The sequence below is a fragment of the Flavobacterium sp. WV_118_3 genome, from assembly GCF_039778605.1.
Lineage (GTDB): Bacteria > Bacteroidota > Bacteroidia > Flavobacteriales > Flavobacteriaceae > Flavobacterium.
This window is the reverse complement of sequence record NZ_CP156060.1, coordinates 1,376,256-1,389,919: the sequence shown is the minus strand read 5'-3', so window position 1 is coordinate 1,389,919 and position 13,664 is coordinate 1,376,256. Positions and strand designations below refer to the sequence as shown.

Genomic DNA, 13,664 nt, shown 5'->3' with positions numbered 1-13,664 from the left:
TCAGATTTTAGGGTAATAGGGTAAAAAAAATCATTGTGATTTCAATTTAATATCGTAATATTGCGATTATAAAACAGTACACCATGGGGATAACCAAAACAGAAATATTTACCGATAACCAAAACCGATTGGCTTCCATCTTTAAAGTTTTAGGACATCCGGCCCGAATTGCGATACTCAACCATATTATCAATCAGAAAGCCTGTATTTGCAATGATCTGGTATCCGAATTGGGTTTGGCGCAGGCTACGATTTCACAGCATTTAAAGGAATTGAAAAATCTAGGGATTATCAAAGGAACAATAGAAGGGAAGTCCGTTTGCTATTGTATTGATGAAAAAGTCTGGGAAGTAATCAAAGGTGAATTAGCACATTTCTTTAATCAGGATGTGAGGGTTGACAAATGCTGTTAAGCATTTTTTTATTTTTTATTATCGTTATATTGCAATATTACATTTTTAAATATTTTATTATAAATCACATATTATGAAACTATCAGAAATCAAAAACATTTTACCGGGACTGGATACAGTGGTATTCCAGCTTGAGAACGGCACTTTTGTACCGGAACATTTTCATGTTACTGAAGTAGGAAAGATAACCCGACACTTTATAGATTGTGGCGGAACGATCCGTAAAGAAAGTGTTGTCAATTTCCAGCTATGGAACGCCGATGATTATGAACACCGTTTAAAACCAGCAAAATTGTTGCATATCATTCAGTTGTCGGAAAATAAACTGGGTATTACGGATACAACAATCGAAGTAGAATACCAAACGGAAACCATCGGAAAATATGATCTGGATTTTAACGGTGTCCATTTTATCTTAAAAAACAAACAAACCGCTTGTCTGGCAAACGACACCTGCGGTTTTCCGGAAGCCAAAACAAACCCGGAAAAATCCTGTTGTTCGCCGGAATCCGGATGCAATTAAAAGCTGATTATGAATAGTTATTCAATCCTATCCGATACCATCCGACTTTTGGAACCGGAACAATCCATTAGTTGGGAACGCAAAACCGTTTTACAACCTTTAATCGACTATATACAGCAAAAAGTAACCGATAAACAGGCTATTAACCTCATCTTTATCTGCACCCATAATTCGCGGAGAAGTATTTTTTCACAGGTATGGGCGCAAGTCGCTGCTTTCCGGTATGGTATTTCCGATGTGTACTGTTATTCGGGTGGAACCGAAGCAACTGCTGTATTTCCAAAAGTAATCGAAACCTTATCGGAACAGGGATTGAACACCATAAGGCTTTCGGAAGAAAACAATCCAGTATATGCGATACAATATAGCGATACGGCATTTCCGGTAATTAATTTTTCCAAAAAATACAACCATTTGTACAATCCGATAGCGGGATTTGGAGCCATTATGACCTGTTCGGAAGCCGATGGCGGTTGCCCGTTTATAGCCGGAGCGGAAAGACGAATTGCGATTACGTATGAAGATCCTAAACTTTCGGATTCCACACCGGAACAGTCGACCGTATATGCCAGCCGTAGTTTACAGATTGCAACAGAAATGTTTTATGTTTTTTCCATGATACAAAAACCGCTATGCAAACTAAATTAAAATTTGCCGACCGTAACCTTACGGTATTAATCTTTCTGGCAATGGCCGTAGGAATAGGTTTAGGACATTTTTTTCCGGCCATACCGAATGTTATCAGCAGATTATCCGTAGGAACCACCAATATTCCGCTTGCTATCGGCTTATTGTTAATGTTGTATCCACCATTAGCAAGAGTGGATTACTCATTATTGCCCTTGGCTTTTAAAAACAGAAAAGTAATGGGTGTATCAGTATTACTCAATTGGATTGTAGGACCGCTGTTAATGTTTGTAATAGCCCTTTTATTTCTGGCTGATGAACCCGAATATAGGAGCGGTTTGATATTAATCGGACTGGCCCGATGCATCGCCATGGTACTGGTATGGAACGACCTGGCCAAGGGAAACAGGGAATATGCTGCTTTACTGGTCGCTTTAAATAGCATTTTTCAGATACTGACGTATGGTTTCTTCGTTTGGTTGTTTATCAATGTATTACCTGAAAAATTGGGATTGGCACACTTTACTGTAACCGTAGCGATAGACGATGTGATGCAGAGTGTTTTGTTGTATTTGGGTATTCCGTTTGTAACGGGTTATTTAAGCCGATATTGGTTGATCAAGTTTAAAGGAATCCAATGGTATAACCGGAAATTTATTCCCCAAATCGCACCAATAACCTTATATGCCTTACTGTTCACTATTGTTGTAATGTTTAGCCTAAACGGAGCCAAAATACTGGAATTACCAGCCGACGTCATTAAAATAGCCCTACCGTTAATCGTGTACTTTGTATTGATGTTTATGGTAAGCTTTTTCCTGAGTAAAAGTTTAAAGATTCCTTATAGCCAAAATGCTTCGATAGCCTTTACTGCGGCAGGAAACAACTTCGAACTGGCCATTGCGATAGCCATAGCTGTTTTTGGCATTCATTCACCACAGGCTTTTGTGGGTGTTATTGGTCCTTTGGTTGAAGTTCCGGTATTGATTTCCTTAGTAAAGGTAAGTTTATGGCTAAAAAAGAAGTACTATCCGTAGTTATATAGTACACGTTTTTAGTTGTTTAGCATAAAAAAAATCCTGTAACGAATTACAGGATTTTTACATTAGTGTAGGTTATATATAGTAGGTAGACGCTATATTATGGATTGGTGGACCAAAGGCTTACGTCTTTTACAAAAGCCCTACGGTTTAATTTTAATTGTGAAACCAATACTTCCGCAAAATCTTCCGGCTGTAATACACTTTCCGGATTCCCATCTGTTAGGTTTAAGCTTACCGATAAATCGGTTGCAATCGTACTTGGATTCATCGTAAAAACCCGGATATTCGATTTACGAACCTCTTGCATCAACGCTTCCGACAAACCGTTTAATCCGAATTTCGATGCACTATAAGCGCTTGTCAACGCAGAACCACGCTGACCGGCACTGGAAGCCACGTTAATAATATCACCCGTTTGACGTTCTAACATTTCCGGTAATACGGCACGGATCACATAATACGCACCCAAAAGGTTCACCTTAATAATGTTTTCCCATTCGTTTACTTCATAATCCATAAACTTGGCAAATTTCCCAATACCCGCATTATTGATCAGAATGTCGATGTTTCCGATTTTCGCTTTTAGGTTTGTTATAGCCGTGGTAACCGAATTAAAATCGGCCACATCAGCCGTTTCAAACTCAATGTTAATGTTAGGGTATTCCTTTTGAATCGCTGCTGTTAATGCTGCTAAATCCGATTCGGTTCGCGATACTAACGCCAGATGAACCCCTTCGGCAGCCAATGCGAATGCCACCGCTTTTCCTAATCCTTTTCCGGCTCCGGTAATCAGAGCGGTTTTTCCTTTTAATTGTTCCATATTGTTATGCTTTACATGTAATTAAAGTAGTCTCTTTTTGTTTTCGGTGAAAAAATAAAGCCAGCGCGATCAAAATCCCGACAAAAGCCAGTGCAACACCCACCCAATCCGGTGCGGTATAACCATAACCCATTGTTAACGGAATACCCGCCAGATACGCCCCTAAGGCATTTCCGGCGTTCATTGCCGCTGGGCTAATGGACGAACCCAATATTTCGGCTCCTTTTGCCGATTGCATCATCATGATCTGAACCGGCGCTACGATCGCAAAAGCCACCGCACCAATCACAAACGTCATGATGGTTACCGTAATCTGATTATCGGCCACAAAGGTAAGCAACATCAAAACGATACACATTCCGATTAATAAACCGATCGTAGCCATAAGCGGCGAATAGGTATCCGATAATTTTCCGCCCAGGAAATTCCCAAAAGTCATTCCCAATCCGGCCACAATCATCAAATAGGTCACCGAACCGGCATCGAATTTAGACACTTCGGTAAACAAAGGTGCAATATAGCTATACCAGCTAAAAAATCCACCCGTACCGATAATCGCAATGGCCAATACCAACCATAAATCGACACGTTTAAAAATAGCCAAATCCTTTTTAAAACTCGAATTCTCGCTGGATTCGAATTTCGGAAGCCAATAAATAATACTTACAATCGTTAGCAATCCGATCACACCGACGATACAAAACGTAATCCGCCAGTCGATATAATGGCCGATATAGGTTCCCAGCGGCACACCGACCACATTGGCAATTGTCAGACCCGAAAACATCACCGCGATCGCCTGAGCTGTTTTTCCTTCTTTGGCCAATTTTCCCGCTACAACGGCACCGATTCCGAAAAACGTTCCGTGTGGCAAACCGGATAAAAAGCGCAAAATCAATAAGGACCAATAATCGTTGGCGACAGCCGATAAGCTGTTAAAAACCATAATCCACGCCGCTAATACGATTAAAGCGGTTTTAGGCGGTTTATTTTGAAGCATTACGGTTAAAAACGGAGCGCCAACCACGACACCCAATGCATAAGCTGAGATAAAATGACCGGCTTCCGGAATTGAAATTTTAAGCGAAGCCGCCAGATCGGGGAGGATCCCCATCATGACAAATTCCGTCATTCCAATGGTAAACGCACCGATAGCCAGCGCAATAAGTCCTTTTTGCATATAAAAATTTACTTGTTTTGAGTGCAAAAATCCGCTAATTTTGAAACTTTAAGGTTAATTAAAATTTAAAAAGCCTTTTTATTCATTATTATTGAATTTTATGATACAGTCGGTAAAAAGAGCCTTCGCTATATTGGAATATATCACGCAAAACGGAAACCTGGTACGTCTCAACGACATCGCCAACGCACTGGAACTGCAAAACACTACGGTACACAATTTTCTAAATACCCTAAAAGAACTGGGCTATGTGGAACAAGACGAATTGAGTCCGCGGTATCGGGTCACGACCAAAATGCAATGTATTTATCCGCCGCCGGTATCGGTATCGGTTTTAAAAAACACGCTACGACCCACGTTGGAAAAAATCACCGAACTGACGAATGAAACCTCTTATTTATCGGTACAAATGGGAACCTATTTCCGACACGAATTGATTTCGGAACCTGAACGATCGGTTAAAATCTCGTTGGAACTCAACAAAGACTACGAAATGACCCGAACGGCGATCGGAAAAGTGTTTATGGCGCATTCGGAACACCTGCAAAATACGTTGCTTAAAAATCTGGATGAACCGGTACAAAAGAAATTACAAGCGGAGTTAAGCGAAATTTTAAAAAATGGCTATGCCTTAGATTTGGAAGAATACGAACCCGATTTAAACTGCGCCGCGATTCCGTATTACCAAAACAATAGAGTAGTGGCGGTGTTATGCGTTTCCGGCCCGGCTTTTCGGTATAAACTTCCGGAAATGCTAAAAGCGATAGAAATTATGAATAGGGTGAAGTAAAATGTGTTTATATTAAGATTTTTGTGTTTTTTGTTTGGTAAAAATGTTATTTTAGTGAGTATAATTATTTTGGATTCAATTTTAATATATGAAAAATAAAAATGACAAAAGTTTATCGCCATGTATCATATCTTGGGGGAAGTTTGCGCTAAACATTAAATCAGACAAACCGAAGAATACCAAAAAATGTTCGGAAACATATTGGAATGATGTAATTGAGACAATTTTATCTAAACCTGAATATGCTAGTTATCTTGGAAATAGAGATTTAGCAATTAAGAGATATCACTATGTAAGTATAATTTGAGAAAACAAGGGCCTATATTTTTAATCGTAAATAATTAAGAAAAATGAAAAATATACTATTAATATTTTTACTTGTTTTTACGTCTTTTTGTTTTAGTCAAAAATTGAATTCAAAAGTTAAATCTATAGAAACAAAGGTCACAGCAAAATGTAATGCCAATATAAGTTGTAGTCAAAAACATGGTATGACAGAAATACCAAGAGATTATACATTGACGGTTGTTTATGATAAAGAAAATTTAAAGTTCACTACCTACAATAATCCAAGTTTAAAAGGGATGAATAATTATAGGATTACTAAGAAAACGGATAAATACGTTGTAGGCAGTAACGAGGAAGGGAATTATGCGTTTTTTGATATAAAAAAGAAACAATTATACAACATTGACTATTTTATGAGTCGTTATATTACGGCTGGGTATGGAGCGGAAACATCTGAGATAAAACAAAACGTTTTAAAAATGATGGATATACTAAAAAACGGTAGCTCACAAAAAGATGTAATCCAACATTTAATAAAACAATCGGAATATGATTTCTAATCTTTAGAAAAAGTCCAAAAGCTATCCATTAATGCCACGCCTGGGAGAACGGGTAACGGTTACTTCGATGTCTAATTTGTTAATCATCAGACCAACCGGGTAAAACAAAACAAGCGCTGTTGCTAAAATTTAGTGGTGGCGCTTTGAATACCTTAATCTGTACTTTTAAGTAAACGTTAGATTATTTAATTCATCGGCTAATTTATGTAAGCCTCGTGAGATTTGTACTAATTTCTCATCAGACAAAGGAGCCAATTTTTTAGTGTATTGTCTGAAAAGACTTTGATTGATTCCAGCATATTGTTCCGCAAAAGCCGATTTGTTAATGACGTTGAAATAATCAAAGAATTGTTCTAAATCCAAAACGTAATTAACAGAAAAATCGGCAATCGATATGGAATCATCTTTTTCCCGAAGATACGCAACGTGATGACCAAGAACTTCATTAAAATTTTGTTTTAATTCTGTTAGATTGTCACCAACTGTGATAAGTCCGTCAACTTCTTTTGCATACGCCGAAAAACCCGTTCCGGTCTTTTCTACGACTACTGTTAAAAATGTTTTTGCTTTCATCTCTGATTCAAATTGCCTTATAGTTTGCTTAATCTACCTTAATTTGTACTTAATTTTAGCTTTTTTGGCGTGCTATAACTGACTACTTGCTTGAAATTTAAAATTACTGATAGTGCTACCACATTTTATGGCTGTAGTTTACCAGGCAGAGAATGCTCTGCATAAATTATAAAATGGAATAAAATCCTAAAAAAAATTAAATTCCTGATATAGAAGCTACAGGATTATTTAAGTCCTGCAGCTTTTAAAATGCTTGAGTAAGTACCTGATGCCATTTCTTTTGATCCATGTCTGGGGATCGTTAACTGTCCAGGTTTAGTAAGATGTCTGTACATATCATGATTTGCCCCATTTCTATATAAATACCAGCCATCCTTTTTTAACAACTTTAATAGCTCGTTTACAGAAGCCATTTGAATTTGTATTACGTATTAAACAATTCATAGAAAGTTTTTTTGAATTAAAAAGTAAATTTATAACATTTTCGTTATATAACAAAAATGTTATACTTTTTTAACTTTTCCCAATAATATGGATACAATTTGTAATACTATTTCATACTCAAATAAAAGTTTGTAGTAAAAGGAGACAAACGTTATATTTACTACAAAAAACAGCATATTTTCATTCGATGAAATACTTACTATTGGCAGCTTTACTTTTTGTTGTCACAACAAATGCCCAAAACGATTCACAAACCGAAAAAAAGGTTTTTGCGAATCAAGGAGAACAAGAAAAATACAGAGTAGAAGTCTTTTTTAAAGACAACTATAGCGCTCAAAGCTATCCTGAATTTAGTGGCAAAATAACCGAAATCGACTTTAATACGTTTAAATTCGATGATCAAGTAATTGTATTGGATAACATCAATCGGACCTTAAAACCAATTTTTTTAAAAGGTTTGCTTTATCCGCAAATTATAGCAACCGACATCTCGTTTATCAGTAGTTTGGAAGAATTAAAATTTCTAAACACCTCACCAAAAGTGAAGCGCTTTAAATTTTGGTTATTTCGTAAAAATGTAAATAATCCAACCGTCTATTTATTAGAAATCACGAACGAACAAGCCACCGAAAAAACGGATATGAAAACGTTTATAGAAAACGGGAAACTTACCTTTCTTAAACAAGGTTGGACAGTTATATAACGAAACGGAACCGGAGTACACATTCATATCAAACAGGATTTGATCGTCCAATCTACATTAAAAAGCACCCGCAACAAAGAAGATTTTCTGTTTAAAAAGGCTTTTCAATTCCTTAATAAGGAATAAGGTGTTGAAAATCAGATTTTTATAATTTGTGTAAAAATTGGCATGCTTTTAATTTCTCATTAATGAGATTTTTTATCTTTAACAAAAAAATAATGTGCTATAAACTGTTGCTTTTCAAATTTTGCAGAAGCCTTATCTTTTTGACAAAAGCAATAATAATTAAAGATTTAAAGAACAATTCAAATGAAAAAAAGCTTTTTAATCCTTTGCCTTATCGTATGTGGTTTTAAAGGATTCAGTCAGGAAATCAAATTTAACAAAGACATCGTACTTGTCGACGAAAAAGAATGTCTGAAAATTGATGATTCTGATTCCAATAGTGTTTCGATTCTTGATTTAGAAGGAAATGAAATCGTATTTTTAAGATTTATTCATAATAGCCGTTATGGCGCCTTGTATAATAAAATCACTTTTGTGAATCAAAAGGTAACGATGACTTCACAATCCTACATTTTCACTAAAAAATTATTGATCAAAAAATTAATAGCGGATAAAACGCTGGTTGATTGTAAGCTGGATGATGCCAAAGTTGAGAAATTCATTATGAAATACGACGAAAACGTAGAACGGGATTAAGAATCACAACTAATAGCGGTTTGGTATAGTTTTAAAAATGACCAAACCGCAAAATGTTTGCGACAGGTTTTGATCACTCTACAAATTATAATTTCCATGGATATCGCAACACAAATCAAAACGTATATCGACAGTTTGTCGGAACCAAAACGTAGCGAAATGGAAACGCTACACCAAACCATTTTGAAATTGCAACCTATTGATACATTATGGTTTTTGGATGGCAAAAATGATGAGAATAAAGTTGTTTCCAACCCGAATATAGGCTACGGATCACAAACGATGCATACCGGTGGCAAAACCCGGGAATTTTATAAAGTTGGAATCAGTGCTAATACGACCGGGATTTCGGTTTATATCATGGGGATTGCGGATAAAACTTTTTTAGCCAAAACCTATGGTGAAAAATTGGGAAAAGCGCGGATCACCGGATATTGTATAGCGTTTAAAAAGCTACAGGATATAAACATGGAAGTACTCGAAACGGTTATACGAGATCAATTAGAGCAAAAATAATCGTAGGTAGGCGATTGTGATTATCTGGCTTTCGAAAAAGGAAAATATGGCGTCGATGGTTTGTATTTTACTAGCAGTCAATTGAGAGGATAAAACCCAGAAATTTAATAAAAAGAAGTAAAAACTGAAAAAAACGTGAAAAACATTCAAAAAAACAGTTCAACACCACCATTTCCATGCAAAAAGAGTCGCCAATCGTAAGGAACAACATAAAAATTGTATCCTTGTTTTTTATCGGGATTTTTATTTTAAAATCATATAATGAATGGAGCGAACCGCTTGTTGTATTCTCCTATATAATGTCCAAATGGGATCTCGAAACCGTTTTATGGTTGCTATCGTTAGTGGTTCTTCCGTCAGGAATCGTCTTGTTCTATATCAAAAAGCCACTTGGTTGGTTTCTCTTAGCCTTGTATGCAACACATGCAGCTGTTTTAAATATGGGTACTTTCATTAGCATTATAATTATGGAAACGTCTGTATCGATGCTGTTTAAAGACGGTCCGGCTACACTGGTAATGATCGCTTATGTTTTGCTATCGCTGTTTTTTTTAACGATAATAATAATGTTGTGTAACAAGAATATGCGTGCAGTCTATGGTATCGACAACAGGATTATGATAGGGGTACTTATAATTACAACACTAGTAGCATGTCTGGAGTTATCGCAGCATGTATTTTTTTTAACTTTATAGCAAAAAGAAATGGCAAGTTGTTTTATAATTTATAAAGATGGCAGGTGTTTTTCGAGACGCTGGACCGGCTATGATTCTATTCTTAAAATTGCCATTAACGAATTACAATATATTCCGGATGGTATCCCATTAGCCCAATGGCTGGAGTTACAAATACCTATAGAAAATGAAGAATTGGAAAGCGATTGCGGTTATGGTTTTTACAATACAAGACTAAATAACTGGACAAACCGATATTTGGATATACGCAGTTTAACGCCCAAAAATCAAATCCTTTTTTGGCAGGCGATAGAAAAAGGCCGAATGCGATTGCTGGAAGAAGGGACGGCTTATTCCGAATTAAATCCCGACTATTTTGAAGCTTTTTATAAGATGTACCAACTGTCCGAAAATGACGAACCACCTATGGAATACAACGATTTAGGAAAAATAGCCGAACCCTGTTTACAGAAAAACGGACCGGGTTGGTGATAATACTACTATGATCAATAGTATATTTTATAAAAAATCTAAAATTAAATGGAACTTATTACAGCTATTATCCTCGGACTCATCATTTCTTTTATTGTGATTTATAGTGTATTAATTTCAAACCCATTCCAATCTAAAAAGAGAAACGAACATCTGGATCGAATCGCCAAAGCCAATGCCGATTTAGGGCAGCAATTATCCTTGGAGAACCAACTGAAAGCCAACAAAGACATTTATAAAAATGCCGAGTTTGTCAATAAACACTGTACGAATCTGGACGATTTTATCATCAATGATCAAATAAATGCATTCGACCTGCGAAAGTTGGCCGATTTAAACGGTATTCAACTTCAGATTAGAGAAGGTTGGTATCCGATGACTATCGATTTGATCAAAGAATTATATGAAAATGGTTGGGATAAACGGGTTACGTGTATCAAAGAAAAATATGCTTCGCTACGGTTTTATACCGAGCATCGTTATGGTGATACGATTTATAAGATCATCGAGCGTTATGAACATAAATCGGAACGTATTTGTGAAACCTGTGGCGAAAGAGGGGAGATTCGCCATCAGAGTAGTTGGGATTATGTGGCCTGTTGGAAACACTATCGGGAAGATTTAGGAAAAGTCAAAGCCGAAGGAAACGGTTTTTGGTATAACGAAGATTTTTACGTCTGGAGCGATGTAAAAGATGCGTATTTTTCCGATTTGGACTACTATCAAAAGTATAAGTTTCTGAGGTTGGAGTTTCAACACGCCAAGGTAAAAAATCAGGTTTGGGGTAGTAATAAATTGTTTGTATCCAAACATACGATTGGATTTGGCGCTTTTTTGAACCATTTACCAAAAACTTTTAAAGGTCTGGATTACGAGTATATCCGTAATTTTGAAAATGTAGCTTACTGCGAAGTTTGTGGATATCAGGCCGTTTATTTTGGTACCTGCGAATGTTGCGAAACTGATACCTGGGCTGAATATCTCGGAAAATGGAATAAGGAAGAAGAGGGAGACGATGCCGAAAAATATTTGCATATCAAACAGCGTCAACTCTACTGGACGAAAAAGGGAGGAGAAATTGGTGAAGCGGAGCAAAAAAACTATCCCAAAAATCCAGCGTATAGTGTGCTGTTTACCGAAGAAGAGATAAAAAAGTATTTAGAATATGAAGATGAAGATGAATACGAAGATGAAGATGATGATCAAAACTAAAAAACAATTACGATGAGTTATATAATGGTCGATATAGAATCCGATGGGCCTATTCCCGGGGATTATTCCATGATTTCATTTGGAGCGGTTTTGGTTGATGATCATCTGGATAAAACCTTTTACGGTCAGTTGCAACCGATTTCAGAAAAATGGATCCCCGAAGCCTTAGCTGTTTCCGGATTTAGCAGGGAGGAAACTTTAGCCTTTGACGCACCTCAAAAAGTCATGCAGGATTTTGCCCACTGGATTAAAGAACATTCCAAAGGACAAGCGGTTTTTATTAGTGATAACAACGGTTTTGACTGGATGTTTATCTGTTGGTATTTTCATCATTTCCTACAGAAAAATCCGTTTGGACATAGTTCGCAAAACCTGGGAAGCCTATACAAAGGCGTGGTAAAAGATATGTTTCAAAACTTTAAACATTTACGGGTCACCACACACACCCATCATCCTGTTGACGACGCCAGGGGGAATGCCGAAGCCTTACTAACGATTAAAAAAACGCTTGATTTAAAGATTAGTTTGAAGTAAGGTAAAACAACTAAATAAATAAAATATGAATAAAAAATTACTTTTTACCATTCTGTTTTTGAGTGTATTAGGAGGGAAAGCTTTTTCACAGGCGTATATCCCGATGCTAAACAATTCCTCATGGAATATTGTTAGTACCAACTTTGGAGGTAGTTCTAATTTAATCATTAATCCCGGCACTGATGTCGTAATTGGATCATACACTTATAAGAAATTCTTTGATCCGACGACCAATTCCGATACGTATTTACGTGAAGATGTCGCTACCAAAAAAGTATACCGAAATATAGGAGGGGTTGACCGAATTCTATACGATTTTAGTCTTCAGGTTTCCAATACGATTACTTTGGGGAACGGAAGTACGTATACCGTAATTTCAATTACAAACATTCCGGTAAATGGAGGTACACGAAGAAAGTTCTTTCTAGATAATGGCTTTTTTAGCGAAAACTGGATTGAAGGTGTAGGAAGTAGTCAGCATCCATTACGACCTTCTTACGAAATGCCTTCTGATCCGTATATTTATCTGACGTGTAGCGCGCAAAATGGCGTAAATATCTACAATCATAATCTGGCAAACGGTCAGCCTACAGCAACCGATTGTACGATGTTAAATGTAGACGAATTATCTTTTAAAAGTCATGACATTCAATATGCTCCCAATCCGTTTACAACCGAGCTTTATATAACAGCACCATCCGATTTTAAGAACGCAACCATAAAAGTGTTTAATGCTATCGGACAATTGGTCAGAGAACTCACAAATGTAAACGGAAACACTGTAACCGTTCGAAGAGACAATCTAAACAGCGGTATTTATTTTGTGCAAATACAGGAAAGCGGAAAAATAATGGCAACAAATAAAATCATACTAGCGAATTAAATAAAAAATGACCACAAAAAACAGTTTTTCAACAGAAACGATTTTACCGATTGTAGTAATCCTTTTAAGTATCATGAATATTTCAAATCATGTTCATAATTTGATTTCTATATCAATTTTAAATTCATTAATCGGAATAATCGGTTCCGTTTTATTTTTTCTAAAAAAAGCAAATGCAGTAAAGTTAATATACGTCTGGATTGTTGTACAAATAGTAATCATAGATCCTTTTTTTGATTTATCTCAAGGTTTGAGTTTTAAATTAGGTTTTACATTGGGATTGAGTAATGGAGATATTTGTTTGAATATTAATGTTTTAGCGATTTTTATGTTAGGCGGTGTTAAAATTCTTGAAACGGCAAGTTTGGTTGGAAAACGTCTTACACTTAGAAAATTCAGAGATGGAACTTTAGAAGAGATTTTGCCAATATGTGGTACTATAACCGAACGGATTTCGTTAGAAAATGAGAAAAACTGGATATTAGTAACATTGGACAGGGCATTTGATTATGAAGGACAAAAGATCCATAAAGTTTTGATCAAAAGGAAAGACGATAAATCCATAAAACTAAAGGAGAAAAATCAGATTACTTTTCTTAGACTTGTCCTTGAAGAAAGCGATTTGATGAACTTTTCCAATAAATCGAAGTTTCCGTTTATTGACTGGATTATTTGCGAATAGATAAT

At 36.3% G+C, this 13,664-nt stretch carries 19 protein-coding genes; 15 read left to right on the top strand and 4 right to left on the bottom strand.

What is annotated here, in order from left to right:
* Nucleotides 1–83 precede the first annotated feature (83 nt).
* The 4 genes from ABFU83_RS06395 to arsB all read left to right on the top strand — a co-directional run bounded on the left by ABFU83_RS06395 (nt 84) and on the right by arsB (nt 2,600).
* Nucleotides 84–413: a metalloregulator ArsR/SmtB family transcription factor gene (locus tag ABFU83_RS06395; RefSeq protein ID WP_347069688.1), complete on the top strand. Its 330-nt coding sequence runs from the start codon at nt 84–86 to the stop codon at nt 411–413.
* A gap of 73 nt (nt 414–486) precedes the next feature.
* A complete protein-coding gene (locus ABFU83_RS06390; protein ID WP_347069686.1) occupies nt 487–936 on the top strand; it encodes a DUF6428 family protein in 450 nt (149 codons plus the stop codon).
* Nucleotides 937–945: 9 nt separating this feature from the next.
* Entirely contained in the window at nt 946–1,584 is a 639-nt protein-coding gene (locus tag ABFU83_RS06385) for a protein-tyrosine-phosphatase (protein WP_347069685.1), read from the top strand.
* Complete coding sequence (arsB, locus tag ABFU83_RS06380; protein WP_347069683.1) at nt 1,569–2,600, top strand: ACR3 family arsenite efflux transporter; 1,032 nt, start codon at nt 1,569–1,571, stop codon at nt 2,598–2,600. Before ABFU83_RS06385 ends, arsB begins: the two co-directional genes overlap by 16 nt.
* Before the next feature lie 103 nt (nt 2,601–2,703).
* Here the strand turns inward: arsB and ABFU83_RS06375 are convergent, their stop codons facing one another.
* Complete coding sequence (locus ABFU83_RS06375; protein ID WP_347069681.1) at nt 2,704–3,426, bottom strand: 3-ketoacyl-ACP reductase; 723 nt, start codon at nt 3,424–3,426, stop codon at nt 2,704–2,706.
* 4 nt (nt 3,427–3,430) lie between these two features.
* Complete coding sequence (locus ABFU83_RS06370) at nt 3,431–4,606, bottom strand: MFS transporter (RefSeq protein ID WP_347069679.1); 1,176 nt, start codon at nt 4,604–4,606, stop codon at nt 3,431–3,433.
* Nucleotides 4,607–4,706: 100 nt separating this feature from the next.
* Between ABFU83_RS06370 and ABFU83_RS06365 the strand changes: the two genes are divergently transcribed.
* Nucleotides 4,707–5,396, top strand: coding sequence for an IclR family transcriptional regulator (locus ABFU83_RS06365; protein WP_347069677.1), 690 nt, complete (start codon nt 4,707–4,709; stop codon nt 5,394–5,396).
* A 350-nt stretch (nt 5,397–5,746) separates the two neighbouring features.
* Nucleotides 5,747–6,244, top strand: a complete 498-nt coding sequence (locus tag ABFU83_RS06360) for a hypothetical protein (protein ID WP_347069675.1) — start codon at nt 5,747–5,749, stop codon at nt 6,242–6,244.
* Nucleotides 6,245–6,409: 165 nt separating this feature from the next.
* Here the strand turns inward: ABFU83_RS06360 and ABFU83_RS06355 are convergent, their stop codons facing one another.
* Complete coding sequence (locus tag ABFU83_RS06355) at nt 6,410–6,817, bottom strand: hypothetical protein (RefSeq protein WP_347069673.1); 408 nt, start codon at nt 6,815–6,817, stop codon at nt 6,410–6,412.
* 224 nt (nt 6,818–7,041) lie between these two features.
* Nucleotides 7,042–7,230, bottom strand: coding sequence for a type II toxin-antitoxin system HicA family toxin (locus tag ABFU83_RS06350; protein ID WP_347069670.1), 189 nt, complete (start codon nt 7,228–7,230; stop codon nt 7,042–7,044).
* A 218-nt stretch (nt 7,231–7,448) separates the two neighbouring features.
* Here ABFU83_RS06350 and ABFU83_RS06345 point away from each other — a divergent pair, with 218 nt between their 5' ends.
* The 9 genes from ABFU83_RS06345 (at nt 7,449) to ABFU83_RS06305 (ending at nt 13,659) form a co-directional block, all read left to right on the top strand.
* Nucleotides 7,449–7,964: a hypothetical protein gene (locus tag ABFU83_RS06345; RefSeq protein ID WP_347069668.1), complete on the top strand. Its 516-nt coding sequence runs from the start codon at nt 7,449–7,451 to the stop codon at nt 7,962–7,964.
* A gap of 309 nt (nt 7,965–8,273) precedes the next feature.
* Entirely contained in the window at nt 8,274–8,666 is a 393-nt protein-coding gene (locus ABFU83_RS06340) for a hypothetical protein (protein ID WP_347069667.1), read from the top strand.
* A gap of 96 nt (nt 8,667–8,762) precedes the next feature.
* Entirely contained in the window at nt 8,763–9,182 is a 420-nt protein-coding gene (locus tag ABFU83_RS06335) for a DUF1801 domain-containing protein (RefSeq protein WP_347069665.1), read from the top strand.
* A gap of 176 nt (nt 9,183–9,358) precedes the next feature.
* On the top strand, nt 9,359–9,877 hold the full coding sequence (locus tag ABFU83_RS06330; RefSeq protein WP_347069663.1) for a hypothetical protein: 519 nt from the start codon (nt 9,359–9,361) through the stop codon (nt 9,875–9,877).
* 9 nt (nt 9,878–9,886) lie between these two features.
* Nucleotides 9,887–10,348: a hypothetical protein gene (locus ABFU83_RS06325; RefSeq protein ID WP_347069661.1), complete on the top strand. Its 462-nt coding sequence runs from the start codon at nt 9,887–9,889 to the stop codon at nt 10,346–10,348.
* A 48-nt stretch (nt 10,349–10,396) separates the two neighbouring features.
* Entirely contained in the window at nt 10,397–11,560 is a 1,164-nt protein-coding gene (locus ABFU83_RS06320; RefSeq protein ID WP_347069660.1) for a hypothetical protein, read from the top strand.
* Nucleotides 11,561–11,572: 12 nt separating this feature from the next.
* On the top strand, nt 11,573–12,094 hold the full coding sequence (locus tag ABFU83_RS06315) for a 3'-5' exoribonuclease (RefSeq protein ID WP_347069659.1): 522 nt from the start codon (nt 11,573–11,575) through the stop codon (nt 12,092–12,094).
* A gap of 25 nt (nt 12,095–12,119) precedes the next feature.
* Nucleotides 12,120–12,977, top strand: coding sequence for a T9SS type A sorting domain-containing protein (locus tag ABFU83_RS06310; RefSeq protein ID WP_347069658.1), 858 nt, complete (start codon nt 12,120–12,122; stop codon nt 12,975–12,977).
* Nucleotides 12,978–12,984: 7 nt separating this feature from the next.
* Nucleotides 12,985–13,659: a hypothetical protein gene (locus ABFU83_RS06305; protein ID WP_347069657.1), complete on the top strand. Its 675-nt coding sequence runs from the start codon at nt 12,985–12,987 to the stop codon at nt 13,657–13,659.
* The last annotated feature ends 5 nt before the right edge of the window (nt 13,660–13,664 follow it).

What these genes read in the sequence shown, in the direction of transcription:
- ABFU83_RS06390 (WP_347069686.1), top strand. Translation starts at nt 487, where the DNA reads ATGAAACTATCAGAAATCAAAAACATTTTACCGGGACTGGATACAGTG.
- arsB (WP_347069683.1), top strand. Translation starts at nt 1,569, where the DNA reads ATGCAAACTAAATTAAAATTTGCCGACCGTAACCTTACGGTATTAATC.
- ABFU83_RS06340 (WP_347069667.1), top strand. Translation starts at nt 8,274, where the DNA reads ATGAAAAAAAGCTTTTTAATCCTTTGCCTTATCGTATGTGGTTTTAAA.
- ABFU83_RS06315 (WP_347069659.1), top strand. Translation starts at nt 11,573, where the DNA reads ATGAGTTATATAATGGTCGATATAGAATCCGATGGGCCTATTCCCGGG.
- ABFU83_RS06355 (WP_347069673.1), bottom strand. Translation starts at nt 6,817, where the DNA reads ATGAAAGCAAAAACATTTTTAACAGTAGTCGTAGAAAAGACCGGAACG.
- ABFU83_RS06305 (WP_347069657.1), top strand. Translation starts at nt 12,985, where the DNA reads ATGACCACAAAAAACAGTTTTTCAACAGAAACGATTTTACCGATTGTA.
- ABFU83_RS06320 (WP_347069660.1), top strand. Translation starts at nt 10,397, where the DNA reads ATGGAACTTATTACAGCTATTATCCTCGGACTCATCATTTCTTTTATT.
- ABFU83_RS06370 (WP_347069679.1), bottom strand. Translation starts at nt 4,606, where the DNA reads ATGCAAAAAGGACTTATTGCGCTGGCTATCGGTGCGTTTACCATTGGA.
- ABFU83_RS06385 (WP_347069685.1), top strand. Translation starts at nt 946, where the DNA reads ATGAATAGTTATTCAATCCTATCCGATACCATCCGACTTTTGGAACCG.
- ABFU83_RS06350 (WP_347069670.1), bottom strand. Translation starts at nt 7,230, where the DNA reads ATGGCTTCTGTAAACGAGCTATTAAAGTTGTTAAAAAAGGATGGCTGG.
- ABFU83_RS06365 (WP_347069677.1), top strand. Translation starts at nt 4,707, where the DNA reads ATGATACAGTCGGTAAAAAGAGCCTTCGCTATATTGGAATATATCACG.
- ABFU83_RS06345 (WP_347069668.1), top strand. Translation starts at nt 7,449, where the DNA reads ATGAAATACTTACTATTGGCAGCTTTACTTTTTGTTGTCACAACAAAT.
- ABFU83_RS06395 (WP_347069688.1), top strand. Translation starts at nt 84, where the DNA reads ATGGGGATAACCAAAACAGAAATATTTACCGATAACCAAAACCGATTG.
- ABFU83_RS06330 (WP_347069663.1), top strand. Translation starts at nt 9,359, where the DNA reads ATGCAAAAAGAGTCGCCAATCGTAAGGAACAACATAAAAATTGTATCC.
- ABFU83_RS06375 (WP_347069681.1), bottom strand. Translation starts at nt 3,426, where the DNA reads ATGGAACAATTAAAAGGAAAAACCGCTCTGATTACCGGAGCCGGAAAA.
- ABFU83_RS06335 (WP_347069665.1), top strand. Translation starts at nt 8,763, where the DNA reads ATGGATATCGCAACACAAATCAAAACGTATATCGACAGTTTGTCGGAA.
- ABFU83_RS06360 (WP_347069675.1), top strand. Translation starts at nt 5,747, where the DNA reads ATGAAAAATATACTATTAATATTTTTACTTGTTTTTACGTCTTTTTGT.
- ABFU83_RS06325 (WP_347069661.1), top strand. Translation starts at nt 9,887, where the DNA reads ATGGCAAGTTGTTTTATAATTTATAAAGATGGCAGGTGTTTTTCGAGA.
- ABFU83_RS06310 (WP_347069658.1), top strand. Translation starts at nt 12,120, where the DNA reads ATGAATAAAAAATTACTTTTTACCATTCTGTTTTTGAGTGTATTAGGA.